Origin of the sequence: Nonomuraea fuscirosea, assembly GCF_035917475.1 — a bacterium.
Classification (GTDB): domain Bacteria; phylum Actinomycetota; class Actinomycetes; order Streptosporangiales; family Streptosporangiaceae; genus Nonomuraea; species Nonomuraea fuscirosea.
This window is the reverse complement of the sequence record NZ_CP109074.1, coordinates 2,877,920-2,897,497: the sequence shown is the minus strand read 5'-3', so window position 1 is coordinate 2,897,497 and position 19,578 is coordinate 2,877,920. Positions and strand designations below refer to the sequence as shown.

Annotated in this window: 18 protein-coding genes; 9 read left to right on the top strand and 9 right to left on the bottom strand. The window is 71.5% G+C overall.

Going from position 1 to position 19,578, the window contains the following annotated elements:
* Positions 1-76: 76 nt before the first annotated feature.
* Together OIE67_RS13030 and OIE67_RS13025 are read left to right on the top strand one after the other, a co-directional pair.
* A complete protein-coding gene (locus OIE67_RS13030) occupies positions 77-1,570 on the top strand; it encodes a TldD/PmbA family protein (RefSeq protein ID WP_326639892.1) in 1,494 nt (497 codons plus the stop codon).
* Complete coding sequence (locus OIE67_RS13025; RefSeq protein ID WP_326639890.1) at positions 1,567-2,937, top strand: metallopeptidase TldD-related protein; 1,371 nt, start codon at positions 1,567-1,569, stop codon at positions 2,935-2,937. The genes OIE67_RS13030 and OIE67_RS13025 overlap by 4 nt, the downstream gene beginning before the upstream one ends.
* A 122-nt stretch (positions 2,938-3,059) precedes the next feature.
* Here OIE67_RS13025 and OIE67_RS13020 read toward each other — a convergent pair whose 3' ends face one another.
* Positions 3,060-3,617: an arsenate reductase/protein-tyrosine-phosphatase family protein gene (locus OIE67_RS13020; protein WP_326639889.1), complete on the bottom strand. Its 558-nt coding sequence runs from the start codon at positions 3,615-3,617 to the stop codon at positions 3,060-3,062.
* A 170-nt stretch (positions 3,618-3,787) separates the two neighbouring features.
* Positions 3,788-4,000: a dodecin gene (locus OIE67_RS13015; RefSeq protein WP_106250173.1), complete on the bottom strand. Its 213-nt coding sequence runs from the start codon at positions 3,998-4,000 to the stop codon at positions 3,788-3,790.
* 98 nt (positions 4,001-4,098) lie between these two features.
* Between OIE67_RS13015 and OIE67_RS13010 the strand changes: the two genes are divergently transcribed.
* The gene (locus tag OIE67_RS13010) at positions 4,099-4,413 is read left to right on the top strand and encodes a DUF3099 domain-containing protein (protein WP_106250175.1); all 315 of its coding nucleotides are present in this window, start codon (positions 4,099-4,101) and stop codon (positions 4,411-4,413) included.
* A 305-nt stretch (positions 4,414-4,718) separates the two neighbouring features.
* Here the strand turns inward: OIE67_RS13010 and OIE67_RS13005 are convergent, their stop codons facing one another.
* From OIE67_RS13005 to OIE67_RS12995, 3 genes are all read right to left on the bottom strand, one after another.
* Positions 4,719-4,976 (bottom strand): DUF6457 domain-containing protein, encoded by a 258-nt coding sequence (locus tag OIE67_RS13005; protein WP_326639882.1) that lies wholly within the window; start codon positions 4,974-4,976, stop codon positions 4,719-4,721.
* 149 nt (positions 4,977-5,125) lie between these two features.
* Positions 5,126-6,115, bottom strand: a complete 990-nt coding sequence (moaA, locus tag OIE67_RS13000) for a GTP 3',8-cyclase MoaA (RefSeq protein ID WP_326639880.1) — start codon at positions 6,113-6,115, stop codon at positions 5,126-5,128.
* 140 nt (positions 6,116-6,255) lie between these two features.
* Complete coding sequence (locus tag OIE67_RS12995) at positions 6,256-6,624, bottom strand: winged helix-turn-helix transcriptional regulator (RefSeq protein ID WP_326639878.1); 369 nt, start codon at positions 6,622-6,624, stop codon at positions 6,256-6,258.
* 120 nt (positions 6,625-6,744) lie between these two features.
* Between OIE67_RS12995 and OIE67_RS12990 the strand changes: the two genes are divergently transcribed.
* A complete protein-coding gene (locus OIE67_RS12990) occupies positions 6,745-7,446 on the top strand; it encodes an NAD(P)-dependent oxidoreductase (RefSeq protein WP_326639876.1) in 702 nt (233 codons plus the stop codon).
* 203 nt (positions 7,447-7,649) lie between these two features.
* Here OIE67_RS12990 and OIE67_RS12985 read toward each other — a convergent pair whose 3' ends face one another.
* The 3 genes from OIE67_RS12985 to OIE67_RS12975 form a co-directional block, all read right to left on the bottom strand.
* The gene (locus OIE67_RS12985; protein WP_146178546.1) at positions 7,650-8,147 is read right to left on the bottom strand and encodes a hypothetical protein; all 498 of its coding nucleotides are present in this window, start codon (positions 8,145-8,147) and stop codon (positions 7,650-7,652) included.
* 155 nt (positions 8,148-8,302) lie between these two features.
* Positions 8,303-9,745 (bottom strand): hypothetical protein, encoded by a 1,443-nt coding sequence (locus tag OIE67_RS12980; RefSeq protein WP_326639873.1) that lies wholly within the window; start codon positions 9,743-9,745, stop codon positions 8,303-8,305.
* Between the two features lie 79 nt (positions 9,746-9,824).
* Positions 9,825-11,660, bottom strand: a complete 1,836-nt coding sequence (locus OIE67_RS12975) for an AMP-dependent synthetase/ligase (protein ID WP_326639871.1) — start codon at positions 11,658-11,660, stop codon at positions 9,825-9,827.
* 120 nt (positions 11,661-11,780) lie between these two features.
* On the opposite strand from OIE67_RS12975, the gene OIE67_RS12970 reads away from it, so the two are divergent.
* Both OIE67_RS12970 and OIE67_RS12965 read left to right on the top strand, forming a co-directional pair.
* Positions 11,781-13,286: a peptide MFS transporter gene (locus OIE67_RS12970; protein WP_326639869.1), complete on the top strand. Its 1,506-nt coding sequence runs from the start codon at positions 11,781-11,783 to the stop codon at positions 13,284-13,286.
* A gap of 11 nt (positions 13,287-13,297) precedes the next feature.
* The gene (locus OIE67_RS12965; protein WP_326639867.1) at positions 13,298-13,909 is read left to right on the top strand and encodes a trimeric intracellular cation channel family protein; all 612 of its coding nucleotides are present in this window, start codon (positions 13,298-13,300) and stop codon (positions 13,907-13,909) included.
* 25 nt (positions 13,910-13,934) lie between these two features.
* Here the strand turns inward: OIE67_RS12965 and yczR are convergent, their stop codons facing one another.
* Complete coding sequence (gene yczR / locus OIE67_RS12960) at positions 13,935-15,365, bottom strand: MocR-like transcription factor YczR (RefSeq protein WP_326639865.1); 1,431 nt, start codon at positions 15,363-15,365, stop codon at positions 13,935-13,937.
* Positions 15,366-15,427: 62 nt separating this feature from the next.
* Here yczR and yczE point away from each other — a divergent pair, with 62 nt between their 5' ends.
* The 3 genes from yczE (at position 15,428) to OIE67_RS12945 (ending at position 19,546) form a co-directional block, all read left to right on the top strand.
* Positions 15,428-16,030, top strand: coding sequence for a membrane protein YczE (yczE, locus tag OIE67_RS12955; protein WP_326639863.1), 603 nt, complete (start codon positions 15,428-15,430; stop codon positions 16,028-16,030).
* Positions 16,031-16,107: 77 nt separating this feature from the next.
* Complete coding sequence (locus OIE67_RS12950; protein ID WP_326639862.1) at positions 16,108-17,865, top strand: glycoside hydrolase family 15 protein; 1,758 nt, start codon at positions 16,108-16,110, stop codon at positions 17,863-17,865.
* Positions 17,866-18,037: 172 nt separating this feature from the next.
* On the top strand, positions 18,038-19,546 hold the full coding sequence (locus tag OIE67_RS12945; RefSeq protein WP_326639860.1) for a sugar ABC transporter ATP-binding protein: 1,509 nt from the start codon (positions 18,038-18,040) through the stop codon (positions 19,544-19,546).
* Positions 19,547-19,578 lie beyond the last annotated feature (32 nt).

Below are 19,578 nucleotides of genomic sequence, written 5' to 3'. Positions count from 1 at the left end.
GGATCTGACGCTATCCCCTACCGGCGGGTACCGGCTTGTCCGGGTGAGACAAGATCGCAGGGTTAGGATCGTGGACATGCGCCAGATCGACCCCGATTTCCTGGAGCTGCCGCTGCGGCAGCTCGCGGACGCCGCCTTGCAACGTGCTCGTGACCTGGGCGCCGAGCACGCCGACTTCCGCCTGGAACGCGTCAGGGCGGAGACGCTGCGCCTCTACGACGCCCGGCTCGAAGGCTCGCTCGACGCCGACGACCTCGGCTACGCCGTGCGGGTCGTCAAGGGCGGCACGTGGGGCTTCGCGGCCGGCGTGCTGCTGACGCCCGAGGCCGCCGCCGGGGTGGCCGAGCAGGCGGTGCGGGTGGCCGAGGTGAGCGCGCCGATCAACCGCGAGCCGGTCGAGCTGGCGCCCGAGCCGGTTCACGCCGGCGCGGTGTGGGTGTCGGCGTACGACGTCGACCCGTTCGAGGTGGCCCAGGCCGACAAGGTGAGCCTGCTGGCCGAGTGGTCGGCCGGGCTGCTGAAGGGCGCCGACCACGTCTCGGCGCGGCTGCTGCAGGTCAAGGAGCAGAAGTTCTACGCCGACACGGCCGGCACGTCGACCACGCAGCAGCGGGTGCGGGTGCATCCGGCGCTCAACGCGATGAAGGCGTCGGAGAGCGGGTTCGACGACATGTCGACGCTGGCGCCGCCGGTCGGGCGGGGCTACGAATACCTGACCGGCACCTGGTGGGACTGGCAGGCCGAGCTGGCCAGGCTGCCCGAGCTGCTGGCGGAGAAGCTGGCCGCGCCCTCGGTCGAGGCGGGCGAGTACGACCTGGTCATCGACCCGTCCAACCTGTGGCTGACCATCCACGAGTCGATCGGCCACGCCACCGAGCTCGACCGGGCGCTCGGCTACGAGGCGGCCTACGCCGGCACCAGCTTCGCCACGTTCGACCAGCTCGGCGAGCTCGTCTACGGCTCGCCCGCGATGAACGTGACCGGCGACCGCACCGTCACCCACGGCCTGGCCACGGTCGGCTACGACGACGAGGGCGTGCAGGGGCAGAGCTTCGACATCGTCAGGGACGGCATCCTGGTGGGCTACCAGCTCGACCGGCGGATGGCGCGGCTGAAGGGGCTCGGCCGGTCCAACGGGTGCGCGTTCGCCGACTCGCCCGGCCACACGCCGATCCAGCGCATGGCGAACGTGTCGCTGGCGGCGGCCCCCGGCGGGCCCTCGACCGACGAGCTGATCGCGGGCGTCGAGCGGGGCATCTACATCGTCGGCGACAAGAGCTGGTCGATCGACATGCAAAGGTACAACTTCCAGTTCACCGGGCAACGGGCGTACCGGATCACCGGCGGCCGGCTCGACGGGCAGCTCAAGGACTTCGCCTACCAGGCGACGACCACCGACTTCTGGCAGTCGATGGAGGCGGTCGGCGGGCCGCAGACGTACGTGCTCGGCGGCGCGTTCAACTGCGGCAAGGGCCAGCCGGGGCAGGTCGCGCCGGTCAGCCACGGCTGCCCGTCGGCGCTGTTCCGGGGTGTCCGGATCCTCAACACCGTGCAGGAGGGCAACAATTGAGGCCGCAGGAGATGGTGGAGAGGGCGCTGCGGCTCTCCCGCAACGACGGCTGCGTGGTGCTGGTGGACGAGGAGTCCACGGCCAACCTGCGCTTCGCGGGCAACACGCTGACCACCAACGGCGTCGCCCGTTCGGCCCGGCTGACCGTGATCTCGATCGCGGGGCAGGGCGTCGGGGTGGTGTCGCGGGCGGCCGTACGCGATGAGCAGCTCGCCGGCGTGGTGGCGGCGGCCGACGCGGCGGCGCGTGACGCGCGGCCGGCCGAGGACGCCCGCCCGCTGGTCGAGCCGGGTTCCGCCGCGCCGCACTGGGACGAGGAGGTCCGGCCGACCGACATCGGGGTGTTCGAGGCGTTCGCGCCCGCGCTCGGCGACGCGTTCGCGGCGGCCGAGTCGGGCGGCAGGAAGCTGTACGGGTTCGCCGAGCACTCGCTGACCTCGACGTTCCTCGGCACGTCCACCGGCGTGCGGCTGCGGCACGACCAGCCGACCGGGCGGCTGGAGCTCAACGCCAAGTCCGGCGACCTCAAGCGTTCCGCGTGGGCCGGCGTGTCCACCCCCGACTTCACCGACATCGACGTCTCCGCGCTCGGCGACGGGCTGGCGCAGCGGCTGGAGTGGGCCAAGAACCGGGTGGACCTGCCCGCGGGCCGCTACGAGACGCTGCTGCCGCCGAGTGCGGTGGCCGACCTGATGATCTACCTGTACTGGTCGGCGGAGGCCAGGGACGCGCTCGACGGGCGCTCGGTGTTCGCCAAGCCCGGCGGGGGCACCCGGGTGGGCGAGGAACTGGGCGCGCTGCCGGTCTCGCTGTCGAGCGACCCCGGGGCCGAGGGCGTCTCGTGCGCGCCGTTCGTGACCGCGCACGCCTCCAGCAGGGGCAACTCGGTGTTCGACAACGGGCTGCCGCTGGGGCCGACCGACTGGATCAAGGAAGGGCGACTGGAGGCGCTGCAGCAGACGCGTTACTCGGCCGAGCTGAGCGGGCTGCCGGTGACGCCCGGGATCGACAACCTGATCATGTCGGCGCCTGGCGACGGGCGCTCGCTGGAGGAGATGATCGCCTCCACCCGGCACGGGCTGCTGCTCACCTGCCTGTGGTACATCCGCCAGGTCGATCCGCAGACGCTGCTGGTGACCGGGCTGACCCGAGACGGCGTCTACCTGGTCGAGCACGGTGAGGTCGTGGGCGAGGTGAACAACTTCCGCTTCAACGAGAGCCCGGTCGACCTGCTGGGGCGGCTGACGGAGGTGGGGGCGAGCGGGCGCACGCTGCCGCGCGAGTGGAACGACTACTTCCAGCGGACGATCATGCCGGCGGTGCGGGTGCCCGACTTCAACATGTCCACGGTGAGCCAGGCCAGCTGACCCCGCGCCCGGGATGTCCCGGCGGGTCCGCGTTTCCGCACGCGCAGGCGCGTCCCCCGGGCGCGCCCGATGCGGCTCGGAGAGCTTTCAGGCGCGCCGGCCGGCCTGGCGTCTCGGCGCGGTCAGCGGGGGCCGAGGAGGGCGGCCAGGGCGTGGCTGAGGGCTTCGCCGAGCGTCTTGGCGCAGGTCGCGTAGCCCTCCGGCGGGCCGCCGTACGGGTCGTAGACCTCGGGGGCGGGACGCGCGTCGCGGCGTTCGGCGGCGGACTCGACGATCGCCCGCGCCCGTTCGGCCGTGTCGGAGCGGTAGCGGCGCTGGCTCGCCCCCGCCGCGAGCGCGGCGAACTCCGGCAGCGTGAACGTCCTGCGCGCCGCCGCCGCGTCGAGGCCGACCGCGGTGGCGCGGTGCGCGTTCTCCATGGTCAGCAGCAGGTCGGACGAGCTGACCAGGGCGGGCTCCAGCAGCCTGGCCCGGTGCGCGCGGCCGTCGAGGCCGAGCCGGTCGAGGGCGGCGACGGCGTGCGGGGCCATCGGATGACCGACGAGCGCGCGCACCCCCGCGCTGCTCGTGGCCACGGGCAGGGACGCGGAATGGAGCATCGCCCGTGCGATCACCTCCGCCATGGCGGAACGGCAGATGTTGGCCGTGCACACCAGCAGGATGCGGAACTCACTGCTCACGAGCGTCAATCTAACGGCTCGGGAGCGCCCGCGGGCGGCGGTTTCGCGCGAGCGGGCCCACGGGCCGGCGGAGAGGCGCCACCGGCCCGTCAGAGGCAGGCGTGGGACCGGCGTCGGCCCATCACAGGCCGGCGGCGAGGCTGTGCCGGCCCGTCAGCGGGGGGCCGGGGTCAGGAGTCCTCCAAGCGGAAGCCGACCTTCATGCCGACCTGGAAGTGCGCGACCTCTCCCGCGTCCAGGTGACCCCGGATCTCGGTCACCTCGAACCAGTCGAGGTGCCGCAGGGTCTCGGAGGCCCTCCGCAGGCCGTTGCGGATGGCCTGGTCGACGCTCTCCCCCGAGGTGCCGACGATCTCGGTGACGCGGTACGTACGATCCGTCATCTCACATCCTCCTTACTCCAAGGCCATGATCGCATGACCCCTGCCCCGGGGCCGGGCTGCCGTGCCCGGCACGACCCTCGGGGGATACCGTGGAAGACATGAAGGGGTGGCGCAGGAAAGCAGATGTGCACCAGGTCACCGATGCCAAGCCGTCGCTCACGGCCGACATCCGCAGGCGTGAGATCAGCTATCTGATCAAGATGGGGATCCGCACGATCTGCCTGATCCTGGCGGTCGTGGTGCCGGTGCCGTGGCCGTACCGGCTGCTGTTCATCGCGGCTGCGGTCTTTTTGCCATACATAGCGGTAATCGGGGCCAATGAGAGGGGTCAGGCAGGCCCACCGCCTACCTTTCAGTCCCCCGAAGCTAACCAAACCGAGATACCGCTGCATCGACGCGAGATCGGGTCGTGACTAAGTCTTGACGCATCCCATGGGTTGTAGGTGTACGCTTTAGCCATAGCGCTCCGGTCCCCCGTCGGAGTGCTGGTGCCGGCGTTCCGGGCCCCCGTCGGAACGCCGATGAAGCGACGCCGGGTGGTTTGCCCCCGTAACCACCCGGCGTCGCCCTTTTCCCGGCAAGTGATTTGATCAGTGCGCGCCGTGACCGCTCTTCGGTAGGGCTACTTTCCCGAAATCGTTTACACGGGCTCCCGCCTCGTTATTCACAGGAAATCTTCAGGCGGGAGCCGAGCTGACTTCAAGAGTTCGTTCGAGTGTCAGTCATCTGTCAGCTTCGCGCCGCCGTCGCGCTCCCAGTTCTTCGCCAATGTGATCAATCTGGCCACGGCGTCCTCGGAAGCGGTGCCCGACCCCTGGGCCAGACCGAGCAGATACGCCGTCAGCGGCGCGGCCGGGCGGGCGACGCCGTGGGCGACCTCCTTGGTCAGGTCGAGGATCCGGTCGCGGTCCACGCGGGCCGGGTCGATGCCCAGCTCCTCGCAGGCCAGGGCGGTCCATTCGTTGAGCACGTGCATGTGAGCCTCCTTCAGGTGCTCCCCATTGTGTCGCACAGGTGAGCGATCCTCATGCGCCGCGGCCAGGGCCTGTCGCCCTGGCGCGTCGGGGTTCCCGGAGGCGGGTGACGGTGTGGCGGTCGTCGGGTGGCGGTGTGCCGGTTGCCGGGTCAGCCGCCGATGGCGGACATCGGCCTGGAGGGCTGGAGGAACGACGGGTCGTCGATGCCGTGGCCCGCGCGCTTGCGTGCCACGGCCGCGAGCCAGCGCTCGGCCAGCTCCTCGTCCGACGCGCCCGCCCGCATCGGGGTCTTCAGGTCCGACTCCTCGGTGGCGAACAGGCAGTTGCGCACCTGACCGTCGGCGGTGAGCCTGACCCGGTCGCAGGCCCCGCAGAACGGCCGCGTCACCGAGCCGATCACCCCGACCCTGGCCGGGCCCCCGTCGATGAGGAAGCGTTCGGCCGGGGCGCTGCCACGCTCTTCGAGGTCGTCGGGCGTGAGGTCGAAGGAGCCGGACAGCAGTCGCAGGATCTCGTCGGCGGTCACCATGCCCTCGCGGCTCCAGCCGTGCTGGGCGTCGAGCGGCATCTGCTCGATGAAGCGCAGCTCGTACCCCTGCTCGACGCACCAGCGCAGCAGCGGGGCGGCCTCGTGGTCGTTGACGCCGCGCATGAGGACGGCGTTGACCTTGACCGGCCGCAGGCCGGCTCCGTCGGCGGCGGCCAGCCCGGCGATCACGTCGGCGTGCCGGTCGCGGTGGGCCAGACGCTTGAACGTGGCCGCGTCGAGCGTGTCGAGGGAGACGTTGACCCGGTCGAGCCCGGCGGCGGCCAGCGGCTCGGCGAGCCGGGCCAGGCCGATGCCGTTGGTGGTCAGCGAGACCTGCGGCCTGGGGGTCAGCGCGGTGGTGCGGCCGACGATGTCGACCAGCTCGCGGCGCAGGAGGGGCTCGCCACCGGTGTAGCGCACCTCCGTGATGCCGAGCCGCTCGACGCCGATCGTCACCAGGCGGACGATCTCCTCAGCGGTCAGGAGCTGGGCGTTCGGGAGCCAGTCGAGCCCTTCCGGCGGCATGCAGTACGTACAGCGCAGATTGCACTTGTCCGTGAGGGACACCCGAAGATCCGTCGCCACCCGTCCGAACGAGTCTCGCAACATGGGGCGTCACCTCCTGTTCGTATCGCCAGAGGGCCAGACTACGGCGCGCGGCGCCCTGCCCCCAAAATCCGCCACTTCAACACATTCTTCCCTAGATCGATTCCTTCCTCACGTCGGCGTGGCATGGGGGCCGGGCGGTTTCACGGGGTGGAGGCGTGCCAGGCTTCGCGGGCGTCCATCAGTTCGTCCAGGTGCCTGCGCGACCACTCGCAGCCGGCGTTCATCGGTTCGAGCAGGCTGCGGCCCAGGTCGGTGAGCTCATAAACGACGCGGGGCGGGATCTCGTCGTACGCGGTGCGGGTGAGCAGGCCGTCGCGTTCCATGGCGCGCAGCGACTCCGTGAGCACCTTCGGGGTGATGGTGCGCAGGGGCGTCTGGAGTTCGGTGAAGCGCCTCGGGCCCTGCTCCAGGCAGCGGATGATCTTCGCGGTCCACTTGTCGCCGACGCGGAACGGCCCCGCGGCCGGCGGGCAGCCGGTGAACATGTCCGGATCCAGAGGCTCTCGCATGGCGTCATCGTAGGTAACTATCGTTGCGGATAGCGACACCTCCCCCTTTACCGTCGGCGAAGGCGTCCGGGCGGTCCGGCCGCCGATCGGGAACGAGCAGAGCGGACGGAGCATGCGCGCATGAGCAGGATCGTGGTGTTCGGGGCCGGCGGTCGCGCCGGGGTGAAGGTGGTCGCGGAGGCGGCAGGACGCGGGCACGAGGTGACGGCCGTGGTACGCGACCCGGCGGCCCATCCGGAGCTGGGCGGCGACCGGGGACACGAGGTCGGCCAGGGGGTCGGGGGTGACCGGGGATCGGGCGGTGGCCGGGTCAAGGTGGTCGCCGGGGATGTCACCGATGCCGGGAGTGTGGCGGAGGTGGGGGCGGGGCACGACGTGGCGGTTCAGGTGGCGGCGCGGCTGGACGTGCCGGCGGAGGAGTTCTACGGGGCGGCCTCGCGGGCCCTGGTGGACGGGCTGGCGCGGGCGGGGGTGAGCCGGCTGGTGGCGCTGGGCATCGGCAGCGTGCTGGAGGTCTCGCCCGGGGTCCGGCTGATGGACACACCCGGCTTCCCGGCGGAGGCCAGGATGTTCTCGCTGGGGCACGTCGCGCAGCTCGACGTGCTGGAGGGGTCGGCGCTCGACTGGGTGGTGATCGCGCCGCCGCCGGTGTTCCTCGACGGCGGGGCGCCCAGGACCGGGCGCTACCGGTTCGGCGACGGGCGGGTGCCGGAGGCCGTGGAGGGCGAGCCGGTGTTCTCGTACGCGGATCTGGCGGTGGCGCTGGTGGACGAGGCCGACCGGCCCGGGCACCACCGGGTCCAGGTCGCCGTCTCCTACTGAGACCGTCTCCTACGGAGACCGGCCCGGCGGCACCCGCCCGCCGGACAGGCCGCGAGCGCGAGGGCAAGCGGAAGCCCACTCTTCCGGCGGGCGGTGAGCACGCGGGGACGCGGAGTCCAGCCCGGTGGAGACGCGGGGCGGCGGATACGGCGAACGCCCGGCCGGGATGGCCGGGCGTTCGCGGGTCGCATGGGCTGCCGTGACTAGTGGCGGCGGCCGAGGACCTTCAGGTAGTCCGTGCCCTCGGAGGGGGCGAGGTGCCTGCTGCCCTCGAAGATCGCGCGCCACGTGCCCGACGAACGGGCCCGCACCTTGATCCCGAAGTAGCCCTTGCCGCTGGTGCGGATCGTGTCCACGTGCTCCCAGCGGCCGCTGCCGTTCGGCTGGAAGAGGATGACGATCCGCTTGTAGGCCAGGCGGTGCCAGGTCTCCTGCTTCTTGCAGCGGTCGGCGTGGATCACCGACACGAAGCCGCTGATGTAGTCCTCTTCGCACCGCACGGAGAGCTTGCCCGCGACGGTGATGGGACGGCCACGCCAGGCGGGCTCAGGGTTGACGTCGAGCGAGAGGCTGGTCTCGCCGCCCGCGACATCGGGGTCCAGGCGGCCAGGGTCGTCCGCGAACGCCGGCGAGGCGGCGGTGGCCACCATCGTCGCGCCCACGGCAGCTGCCGCCAGGCCGGCGGCTAGACGTCGCATCATCAAAATCGGAATTCCTTCCCCGTCTGAAAAACGCACCCCAAGCGGGGCACATCAACGCCATTGACGCGTAAGGGTAAGGAAAAGTTGCGGTAAAGCCGATCACGATTCCGCAACGGCGAGTGCGGCGAGGTTTAGCCTGGCGACTGCTTTATGACCTATCGCGCTATTTGTCGGATTTTCGAAAGGTCGGCCGAGTAGTGCCCCGTTCCGGGGTACCGCACCCGCCATTCGCCGGTCGTGCGGCCCTCGATCGTGCCGGCGAACGCGCCGGCCGCGTCCGTGGTCGTCTCCCCCACCGTCTCCCACGGCGATTTCGCGTCCGGGCGCCACAGGAGCTCCAGCCGCTGCTTGGCGAACGGGCCGAAGTCGGTCAGGCCGCGCGGGTCCACGCGGGTGAGCGAGCCGTGCAGCCGTACGCCGTCCGTGCGGGCCGACTTCTCCGCCCGTACAGAGGAGAGCCTGGTCTGCCGCCGAAGCTCGAACGAGGCGTACTGCGTGACGGTCGTCCCGTCCTTGCCCTTGGCGGTGGCCGTGATCGTCCAGGTGCCGGCCGGGTAGTAGCGGTTCAGCCTCTTGTCCGGCAGGAAGCGCCAGGTCTGCCAGCCGTCCGTCATCCGGGCCGGTGGAGCCGGGACCAGCCGCCACACGATCCGGGGCGGGATCACCGGGAACGTGTCCTCCACCCGAACGCCGACCTTGCCACCGGCGACGGGCGCCTGACCGGGCGCCTGACCGGGCGCCTGGACGCCGCCGGCGACGGACCGGTCGTTCACGGTGGTCCCCCCGCCGGGCCCGGCGTCGACGGCGGGCCGGCCGTTCGCCGCCGGCTGGCCGTTCGCGGCGGGCTGGCCGTTCGCGGCGGGCTGGCCGTTCGCGGCGGGCTGGCCGTTCGCGGCGGGCTGGCCGTTGACGATGGGCGCCAGCGGCGCGGGGCGCGGCCGTACCAGAGCGGTCTGGGCGTCCTCCTTCGGCCCCGTGCCGCCCGGCACGGCGGTCGAGGGAGCCGAGCCCGCCAGCGGAGCCGGGCGCGGCACCGGCCCCGGGGACACGGCCGGGGACGGCCGGGCGGCGTGGACGGGCGTGAGCGCGGGATCCTGCGGCGCCTTGCCCGGCGCCAGCACCGGAGCCTGGGCCGCGTCCCTGACGGGAGTCTGGGCGTGGTCGGCGGCGGCCTCCTGAGCAGACTCCTGAGCGGGGACTTGAGCCGATCCCTGGGCCGCATCCTGGACCGCGTCCTGGACCGGCGGGCGGACCGGTTCCTGGGCCGGGGGCCGCACCTGGTCCTGTTCCGGCGGGACGGCCGGCGGGCGGACGGGCGCGGGAGCCTGCGAGACGATCGGCGGCGTCACCGGGCGCGGCTGCGGCTCCCGTACGGGCGGAGCGCCGGGCTCCACCTTGACGGTGACACCGTCCTTGCCCCGCGCCCCCTTGGCGATCACGTCGATCACCAGCCGGACGGAACCGTGCGCCCCCACGACGGGATCCGATGGACGCACGGTGATGGAACGGATGGCGGGCTCGGTCGCGGCGGAGGCAGCAGGCACGGGCACCGTGAGCGACCCCGCCGCGAGCGAGACGAGAAGAAGGCTTCTGGTCATGATCGAGACGGTAGGAACCGTCCGGTAATGACCAGGACCACAACACACGCCCCGAATGGCAAAACCCGTTCTAAGGCTTCTAACCCGTATAGAGCCCTTCGATGATGTCGGCGTATTTCGCGTGGATGATCCGCCTCTTGAGCTTGAGGCTGGGGGTGAGCTCCGCGGTCTCGGCCGTCCACTCGACGCCGAGCAGCGCCCACTTCTTGACCTGCTGCACCCTGGCGAGCTTGGTGTTGGCGCCCTCCACGGCCGCCTCCACCTCCTTGAGCACGTCGGGGTGCTCGGCGAGTTCGGCGAGGGAGGCGTAGGTGATGCCGCGCGCCTGCGCCCAGCCGGGCGCCACCTCGGCGTCCAGGGTCAGCACGGCCACGGGGTAGGGCCGGCGGTCGCCGTAGGCGAGAGCCTGGCCGATGAGGCTGTGCTGCTTGAGGTGGTTCTCGATCTCGGCCGGGGAGATGTTCTCGCCGCCGGCGGTGATGATCAGCTCCTTCTTGCGGTCCACGACCCGGTAGAAGCCGTCGTCGTCGACCGTGCCGATGTCGCCGGTGTGCAGCCAGCCGTCCTCGTCGAGCAGTTCGGCGCTGGCGTCGGCGCGGTTGAGGTAGCCGCGGGTGTTGAGCGGGCTGCGGGTGAGGAGTTCGCCGTCCTCGGCGATGCGGACCTCGACGCCGGGCTCGGCCCTGCCGACGCTGCCGAGGCGGTAGCAGGCGGGGCTGTTGCCGGTGAAGGCGCCGGTCGTCTCCGTCATGCCGTACACGTCGATGACCTTGAGCCCGAGGCCGGCGTAGAAGCGCTGTACCTCGGGCGCGAGCGGCGCGGCGCCGGTGGCGGTCCACTCGGCGCGGTCGAAGCCGATCATGCCGCGGATGACGGACAGGAGGGACGCGTCGGCCTTGTCGTAGGCGGCCTGGATCTCGGGGGTGATCGTGTGGCCGTACTGGCCGGCCTCGACGTACGCGGCGCCGGCGGCCATGGCCTGGCGGACGGCGGCCTGCTGCTCCTCCGGCTGGGTGGCGAGCACGGCGAGCAGGCGGGCCATCATCTTCTCCCACACGCGCGGCACGCCGAAGAACATCATCGGCCTGACCTGCCCGAGCGTGCTGCCGAGGTTGGCCAGGTCGGTGCAGAAGTGCACGTGGGACGCCTTGACCAGGGGCAGGTAGAGGCTGAGGATGCGCTCGGCGATGTGGGCGTAGGTGAGGTAGGAGATCTGGGTGCCGCGTACGGGCAGCGAGGTGAGGCGGTCGGTGGCGGCGACCTCGTAGAAGATGTTGGTGTGGGTGAGCGGCACGCCCTTGGGGGTGCCGGTGGTGCCGGAGGTGTAGAGGACGGTGGCCACGTCGTCCTGGGTGACCGCGCGCCAGCGCGCCTCGACCGTGCCGGGGTCGGCGGCCAGCCGTTCGCGGCCGAGGGCTAAGAAGTCGGCCCAGGACATGAACCGGTCGCCCTCCGGCGCGTCCTCCACCATGATGATCTTGCGCAGGCCGTCCAGCCGGTCCAGTGCCGGTTCCCAGCGGGCCAGGTCGGCGGGGCCGCCGAGGACGGCGAGACGGGCGCCCACGTCGTTGGCCACGAACTCGATCTGCTCGGAGGCGAACGTCGAGTAGACCGTGCAGCCCACGCCGCCCGCGTGCACCGCGCCGAGATCGGCCAGGACGTGCTCGCTGCGGTTGACCATCATGAGGGCCACGGCCTCACCGGGTTCGAGGCCCAGGGCGGCGAACCCGGCCGCGATCTCCAGGATCCGCTCACGGGCCTGGCCGTAGGTCAGCGTGCGCCAGCCGTCACCCTCGGGATCGGAGTAGGCGGGGGCGTCATGGTGCTGCTCGGCCGCCTGTCTCAGTTGCTCACAGACGGTACGGCCGGTGATCTGCCGCTCGATCTCGGCCCGGACGTCGAGGACTTCGGCCATGGACCCGCCTCCAGTCAGTATTCACTTGCATGAAGTGGGATGCATCGCACCACACCGCCCGGGACACCGGCAAGACCTAAAGGAGAGAGATCTGTGTCCTCGTTCACGTAGAGTGATCAGATGGACGCACAAGGTGGCCATCCGGAGGTGCGCACCGGCGGCAGGACGTTCTTCGGGCACCCCTGGGGGCTGGCCACGCTGTTCTGCACCGAGATGTGGGAGCGCTTCTCCTGGTACGGCCTGCGGGCGATCCTGGCCACGTTCATGGCCGCCTCGCCGGCGCATCAGGGCCTGGGCCTGTCGCAGGAGACAGCGCAGGCGGTCGTGGGGGTCTACGGGGCGCTGATCTACCTGGTGGCGCTGCCGGGCGGCTGGATCGCCGACCGGATTCTCGGGGCGCGCAGGTCGGTGTTCTGGGGCGGGTTCGTCATCATGCTGGGCCACATCAGCATGGCGGTGCCGGTGACCTCGCCGGTCTTCGTCTGGCTGGGGCTGCTGCTGATCATCACGGGCACCGGCCTGCTCAAGCCGAACATCTCCGTCATGGTCGGCCGTCTCTACCCCGAGGGCGACGACGGGCGCAGGGACGCCGGGTTCTCGCTGTTCTACCTGGGGATCAACCTGGGCGCCTTCTTCGCCCCCATCGTGGTGGGCGGGCTGGCCGCCGGCGACCGCTGGCACCTGGGGTTCGGCGCGGCGGCGGTGGGGATGGCGCTCGGCCTGATCCAGTACGTGTGGGGCGGGCGTCATCTGCGCGGCGTCGGCGAGCGCCCGGGGGTGCGGCTGTCGCCCGGCGAGCGGCGCCGTTTCACCGTCCTCGCGGCCCTCGGGACGGCGGTCGCCCTCGTCGCGCTGGGGGCGTGGGCGGCGACCGGGACGCTCACGGTCGACCGGCTCACCGTGGTGATCACCGTACTCATCCTCGTCGTGCCGGTCGCCTACTTCGCGTACATCCTGCTGGGCAGCCACGACCTGACCGCGGACGAGCGGATCAGGATGAAGGCCTACATCTGGCTGTTCGTGGCCGCGGCGCTGTTCTGGATGCTCTACGACCTGGCGCCGAGCAAGCTGCTGTTCTTCGCCGCCGACCACACCGACCTGTCGCTGTTCGGCGTGCCGATCCAGGCCGCCACGACGCAGTCGTTCAACCCGCTGTTCATCATGATCTTCGTGCCGGTGTTCGCGGTGTTGTGGGTGCGGCTGGGCACGCGGGTGAGCACGCCGCAGAAGTTCGGCTTCGCGCTGGTCATGGTGGGGCTGAGCTTCGTGGTCATGGCCGTCGCGGCGGCGCTGGCCGGGGCCGGGCGGGTGTCGGTGTGGTGGCTGGTGCTGGTCTACCTCGTCCAGGTGTTCGGCGAGCTGTCGCTGAGCCCGGTCGGGCTGTCGGTGACGGCCAAGCTCGCGCCCGAGGCGTTCAAGGGGCAGATGCTGGGCGTCTGGTTCATCGCGACGTCGGTGGGCGACGCGGTGGGCGGGCAGACGGGGCGGCTCGGCCGGGTGCTGTCGGAACCGGCGTACTACCTGGTGCTGGCGGCGACGGCGGTGGTGGCCGGGGTGGCGCTGTTCCTGTTCACCCGGAGGTTGCGGGCGATGATGGCCGAGCATCATGAGCCCGGCATGCGATAGACATTCGTCCCGTGTCCGAAATCCTGGATCTCGCCGGCATCTTCGTCTTCGCCCTGTCCGGGGCGCTCATGGGCGTACGCAAGCGGCTCGACGTGGTGGGGATGGGGGTGCTGGCCGGGATGACCGCGCTGGGGGGCGGGGTCGTGCGCGACCTCATCCTCAACGTGCGGCCCATCGCCTTCCAGAGCCTCGGCTACGTGCTGGTGCCGGTGGTCGCCACGGTGATCGTCTTCTTCTGGCATCCGCACGTGGCCCGGGTGATGCCGGCCATCCTGGTGCTGGACGCGGCCGGGCTCGGCCTGTTCTGCGCGGTCGGCACGGAGAAGGCCCTGGAGTACGGGCTCAACCCGCTGCACGCGGCGCTCCTCGGGGTCGTGACGGCGGTGGGCGGGGGCATGCTGCGCGACGTACTGGCCGGGGAGATCCCGACCCTCCTGTACGACCGGCAGCTGTACGCGGTGCCGGCGATGCTCGGCTCGGCGGGCATGGCGGGCCTGTACGCCGGCCTGGGCCTGCACGGCTGGCCCGCCACCCTGGCCGCCGCCGTCCTCGCCTTCGTCCTGCGCATCGCCGCCATGCGCCGCAACTGGCGCGCCCCCCTGGCCCGGGGCCTCAGCGAGTGAGAACGCGCCATCGCGGTGTATCCGCTCACACCATCGTGACGAGGGGGTCCGGGGAGCGGGGTGGGCCGATGGGGCCGTGGTCTCTCGCGGCGCGCAGGCGGGGGACCGCGTCCGTGAGGAAGGCGGGTGGCTGGGTGAAGGGCAGGCGGAGGTGGCCTTCCAGGGTGCCCTCCAGTCCGAACCAGGGGCCGGGTGCCAGGCGCAGGCCGTGATGGGCGGCCGCCTCGGCCAGGGCGGTCGAGCCGCCGCCGTTCAGGCGGACCCAGAGCGTCCCGCCGCCGCGCGGCAGCTCGTACGTCCACTCCGGCAGGTGCTCGCGCAGCCCCGACACCAGCGCGTCGCGTGAGGCGCGCAGCGTGCGGCGGCGCTCGGCGCGGGTCTCCTCCAGGAGGCCGAACAGACGCGCCACGACGAGCTGCTCCAGCACCGGGCTGGCGATGTCCACGGTCGAGCGGAACATGGCCAGGCGGCGGGCCAGCGCGGCCGTGGTGCGGATCCAGCCGATGCGCAGCCCGCCCCACCACAGCTTGGAGGCCGACCCGATGCTGATCACCCGGCTGTCGGTGTCGAAGGCGGCCATGGGGGCGGTTCTGGGCACCTCGTCCAGCGCCAGCTCGGCCCAGGTCTCGTCCACGAGCAGGAGCGTGTCGGACCGGCGGGCGGCCCCGGCGACGGCGGCGCGGACGGGGTCCTCCATGAGGGCGCCGGTCGGGTTGTGGAAGTCGGGCATGAGGTAGGCCAGGCGCGCCCCCGACTGCCGCATGGCTCCGCACAGCAGGTCCTGCGGCCAGCCCTCGTGGGAGATCCCGACCGGGACGATGCGGGCGCCGCGCCGGCGGGCCGCGTCCACGGCGTGCGGGTACGTGGGCGACTCCACCAGCACGGCGTCCCCGGGACCGACGAGCAGGCCGACGAGGAGCTGGATGGCGTGCTGGGAGCCGGTGGTGACGACGATCTGCTCCGGCCGGGTGGCCACGCCCCTCGCGGTGTAGCGGGCGGCGATGCGTTCCCTGAGCACGGGCAGGCCCATGGGGTCGTAGCCGTTGCCCATGCCGTAGCGGGGCAGGTCCTCGACCGCGCCCGCCATGGCGCCGGCCAGCGCCGTGGGGGCGGGCGGGGCGGCGGTGTGCAGCTGGAGCAGGCCGTCGCCGCCGGTGCCGAGCCACGGGTTGTCGCGGGTGGTGGCCGGATCGGGCAGGGCGGTCCAGCTGCCCGAGCCCTGGCGGCTCTCCAGGTAGCCGTCCGCGCGCAGCAGGTCGTACGCGGAGGTCACGGTGGTGCGGCTGACCTTGAGCGTCTCGGCGAGGTGGCGTTCGGCGGGCATGCGCACGCGTACGGGGATCTGACCGTCCACGATCAGGCCGCGGACGGAGTCGGCGAGGGCGCGGTAGTACGGGCGCGCGGCCGGATCGGCCGTGACGAGCCGGGCCACCTGCGGCGCTGACAGATACCTCATAAGGCCACTTTTCGTGATTGGCCCTGTTTTGGCAAGGCGGAGGATGCCACTCTGGGTCCATCATGAGCGAAGCCACCGTCCCCGTACCGAGTTCCCTGCCCGTCCGTCTCGTCCGCCTCTACGGCGGCCTGGCGCTCTACGGCCTGGCCACCGCGCTGCTGCTGGAGTCGGGGCTGGGCAACAACCCGTGGGGCGTCTTCCACCAGGGCCTGAGCCTGCTGACCGGCATGTCGCTCGGAACGGCCATCATCGTGGTGGGCGCCCTGGTCATGCTGCTGTGGATCCCGCTCAGGCAGAAGCCGGGCTTCGGGACCGTCAGCAACGTCATCTTCATCGGCCTGTTCGCCGACGCCTCGATGTACGTCCTGCCCACCCCCGGGCACCTCGTGGTCGAGGTCTTCTACCTGACCACAGGGGTCGTCACGCTCGCGCTGGCCACCGTCCTCTACATCGGGGCCGGGCTCGGCCCCGGCCCCCGTGACGGCATCATGACCGGGCTGATGCGGCTGGGCCTGTCGGTACGGACCTCGCGCCTGCTCATCGAGGTCACGGTGCTGATCGCCGGCTGGCTGCTCGGCGGCACGGCCGGGATAGGAACGCTGGTGTTCGCGCTGGCCATCGGGCCGTTGACGCAGCTGTTCACCCGCTGGTTCCCTCTGACGTGATCCCGCGGCCAGGCCGGACTTGACGCGACAGGATCGGCCTGGTCCCGGGATCACCCCGGCACGAGTAGCGTCTAAGCATGCGGATCGAGGATTACGCCCTGATCGGAGACATGCAGTCGGCCGCGCTCGTGGGGAGAGACGGTTCGATCGACTGGCTCTGCCTGCCGAGGTTCGACTCCCCCTCATGTTTCGCGGCGCTGCTCGGCAGCGAACGCAACGGGCACTGGTGGCTCGGGCCGACCGGCAGGAAGCCGGCCACCAGGCGCCGTTACCGTCCTGACACGCTCATCCTGGAGAGCGAGTGGGACACCCCGACGGGCACGGTCCGCGTGATCGACTTCATGCCGCCGCGCGACCGCAACCCCGACGTGGTGCGCATCGTCGAGGGCGTCTCCGGCTCCGTGGAGGTCTCCACGCAGCTGCGGGTGCGCTTCGACTACGGCCGCATCGTGCCCTGGGTACGCCGGACGAACGGGCATCTGCAGGCGGTCGGCGGGCCCGACTCGGTGTGGCTGCACTCCCCCGTGCCGCTCAAAGGCGGCGACTACGCCCACCGGGCCACGTTCACCGTCACAGAGGGCGAACGGCTGCCGTTCGTCTTCACCTGGCATCCCTCGCACGAGCCGATGCCGCCGCAGATCCACTGCGAGGACCAGCTGGCCGACACCGAGGCGTACTGGACGGACTGGGTGTCGAAGTGCACCTACCAGGGCCCGCACCGGGAGGCCGTGGTCCGGTCGCTGATCACGCTCAAAGGGCTGACCTACGCCCCGACGGGCGGCATCGTGGCCGCGCCGACCACGTCCCTGCCCGAGGACATCGGCGGCGTGCGCAACTGGGACTACCGCTTCTGCTGGCTGCGCGACGCGACGCTGACGCTGGACGCGCTGATCAGCTCCGGCTATCTGGAGGAGGCGGCCGACTGGCGGGCGTGGCTGCTGCGCGCCATCGCCGGGCGCCCGCAGGACCTGCAGATCATGTACGGCGTCGCCGGCGAGCGCCGCCTGCCCGAGCTGCGCCTCGACTGGCTCGACGGCTACGAGGACTCGCGCCCGGTGCGCATCGGCAACGAGGCGGTCAGGCAGCTGCAGCTCGACGTCTACGGCGAGGTGATGAACTGCCTCTACGTCTCCCGCAAGAGCGGCCTGTCGCCCGACGAACGAGGGTGGACCATCCAGCGCCAGCTGCTCGACTACGTGGAGGACCACTGGCAGGAGCCGGACGAGGGCCTGTGGGAGGTGCGCGGCCCGAGACGCCACTTCGTGCACTCGAAGGTGATGTGCTGGGCGGCGCTCGACCGGGCCGTCAAATACGTCGAGAACTTCGGCCGCAGCGGCCCGGTCGACAAGTGGCGCACGCTGCGTGACGTCGTGCACGCCGAGATCTGCGACAAGGGCTTCGACGAGGAGCGCAACACCTTCACGCAGTCGTACGGCTCCTCCGAGCTGGACGCGGCGCTGCTGATGATCCCCATCGTGGGCTTCCTGCCCGCCGACGACCCCCGCGTCGTGGGCACGGTCGCGGCGATCGAGAAGGAGCTGATGTCCGACGGGTTCGTGCTGCGTTATCCGCTGGCCGAGGACAACAACGTCGACGGCCTGGCGGGCGGCGAGGGCGCGTTCCTGGCGTGCAGCTTCTGGCTGGTGGAGGTGATGGCGATGCAGGGGCGCAAGGAGGAGGCCGAGGAGCTGTTCGAGCGGCTGCTGGCGCTGCGCAACGACGTCGGCCTGCTGGCCGAGGAGTACGACACCCGCTACGACCGCCTGGTCGGCAACTTCCCCCAGGCGTTCAGCCACGTCCCCCTGGTGCACGCCGCCCGCGCGCTGTCGTCGTGACGCCCACCACGCCCTTCCCCCGCACACCTGCTTAAAACGTGTCAAGCCCTAAGTTCAGCCGCTTCCCCAGACCTTGACGAGCCCTACGGGAGCAAATTACGGTCCGGGCAAACGGCTGAACGTAAAACGTTTTTTACGTGAAGGGCACAAGCATGAAAGCAGGAGCTGTCAGGTGAGCGAGCCGGCGCCGGTCCTGGCGCTGGTCGAGGTGAGCAAGGCGTTCGGCGCGGTGCGGGCGCTCGCGGGCGTGAGCCTGGAACTGCGCGCGGGCGAGGTGCACGCCCTGGCGGGCGAGAACGGGGCGGGCAAGTCCACCCTGGTCAAGACGTTCGCCGGCGTGCACAGGCCGGACTCGGGGCGGATCCTGCTCGACGGCGAGCCGGTCGTCTTCCACGGACCGGCCGACGCCCAGCACGCCGGCATCGCGGTCATCTACCAGGAGCCGACGCTCTTCCCCGACCTGTCGGTGGCGGAGAACATCTTCATGGGCCGGCAGCCGCGCGCCGCGCTCGGCCGGATCGACCGCAGGACGATGCACGCGCGGGCCGCCGAGCTGTTCGCCCGGCTGGGCGTCACCCTCGACCCGCGCCGGCCCGCCCGCGGCCTGTCCATCGCCGACCAGCAGGTGGTGGAGATCGCCAAGGCCATCTCGCGGGACGCGAAGGTGCTGATCATGGACGAGCCGACCGCCGCGCTCACCGCGCAGGAGACGGCGCGGCTGTTCACGGTGGTCAGGGCGCTGCGGGAGCACGGCTGCGCGCTGCTGTTCATCTCGCACCGGCTGGAGGAGATCTTCGAGCTGTGCCAGCGGGTCACGACGCTGCGCGACGGGCGGCTGGTGGCCAGTGAGCCGGTCGCCGGGCTGACGGCGGACGACCTGGTCAACCGGATGGTCGGCCGCGAGCTCGACCTCTATCCCAAGCAGGACGTCGCCCCCGGCGAGGTGGTGCTGAAGGTGTCGCGGCTGACCCGCGAGGGCGCGTTCGCCGACGTGTCCTTCGAGGTGCGGCGCGGCGAGATCGTCGCGCTGGCCGGGCTGGTCGGCGCGGGCCGCACCGAGGTGGCGCGGGCGGTCTTCGGGATCGACCGGCCGGACGCGGGCGAGGTCGTAGTGGACGGGCGGCGGCTGCGGCCCGCCAGTCCCATCGCGGCGATGGCCGCCGGGCTCGCCCTGGTGCCCGAGGACCGCCGCCAGCAGGGCCTGATCATGGAGATGTCCATCGAGCGGAACCTGGGGCTGACCCGCCTGCGCGCGCTGCGCCGGGGGCCGTTCATCTCGCGGGCGCTCGAACGCGCGCACGCCCGTGACTGGGCGGTGCGCTTCCAGCTCAAGTACGGCAGGACCGACGACGCGGCCGGCGTGCTGTCGGGCGGCAACCAGCAGAAGCTGGTGCTGGCCAAGTGGCTGTCCACCGAGCCGGCCGTGCTGATCGTGGACGAGCCGACCCGGGGGATCGACGTCGGCACCAAGGCCGAGGTGCACCGGCTGCTGTCGGAGCTGGCCGCGCAGGGGCTGGCCGTGCTCATGATCTCCTCCGACCTGCCCGAGGTGCTGGCCATGGCCGACCGGATCCTCGTCATGCACGAGGGCCGGCTGGCCGCCGAGCTGCCCGGGGGCGAGGCCACCGAGGAGTCGGTCATGACCGCCGCCACCGGGCGGCGGGGAAAGGACGCCGCATGACCCCGCTCATCAGCACGTCTTCGGAGGACCCC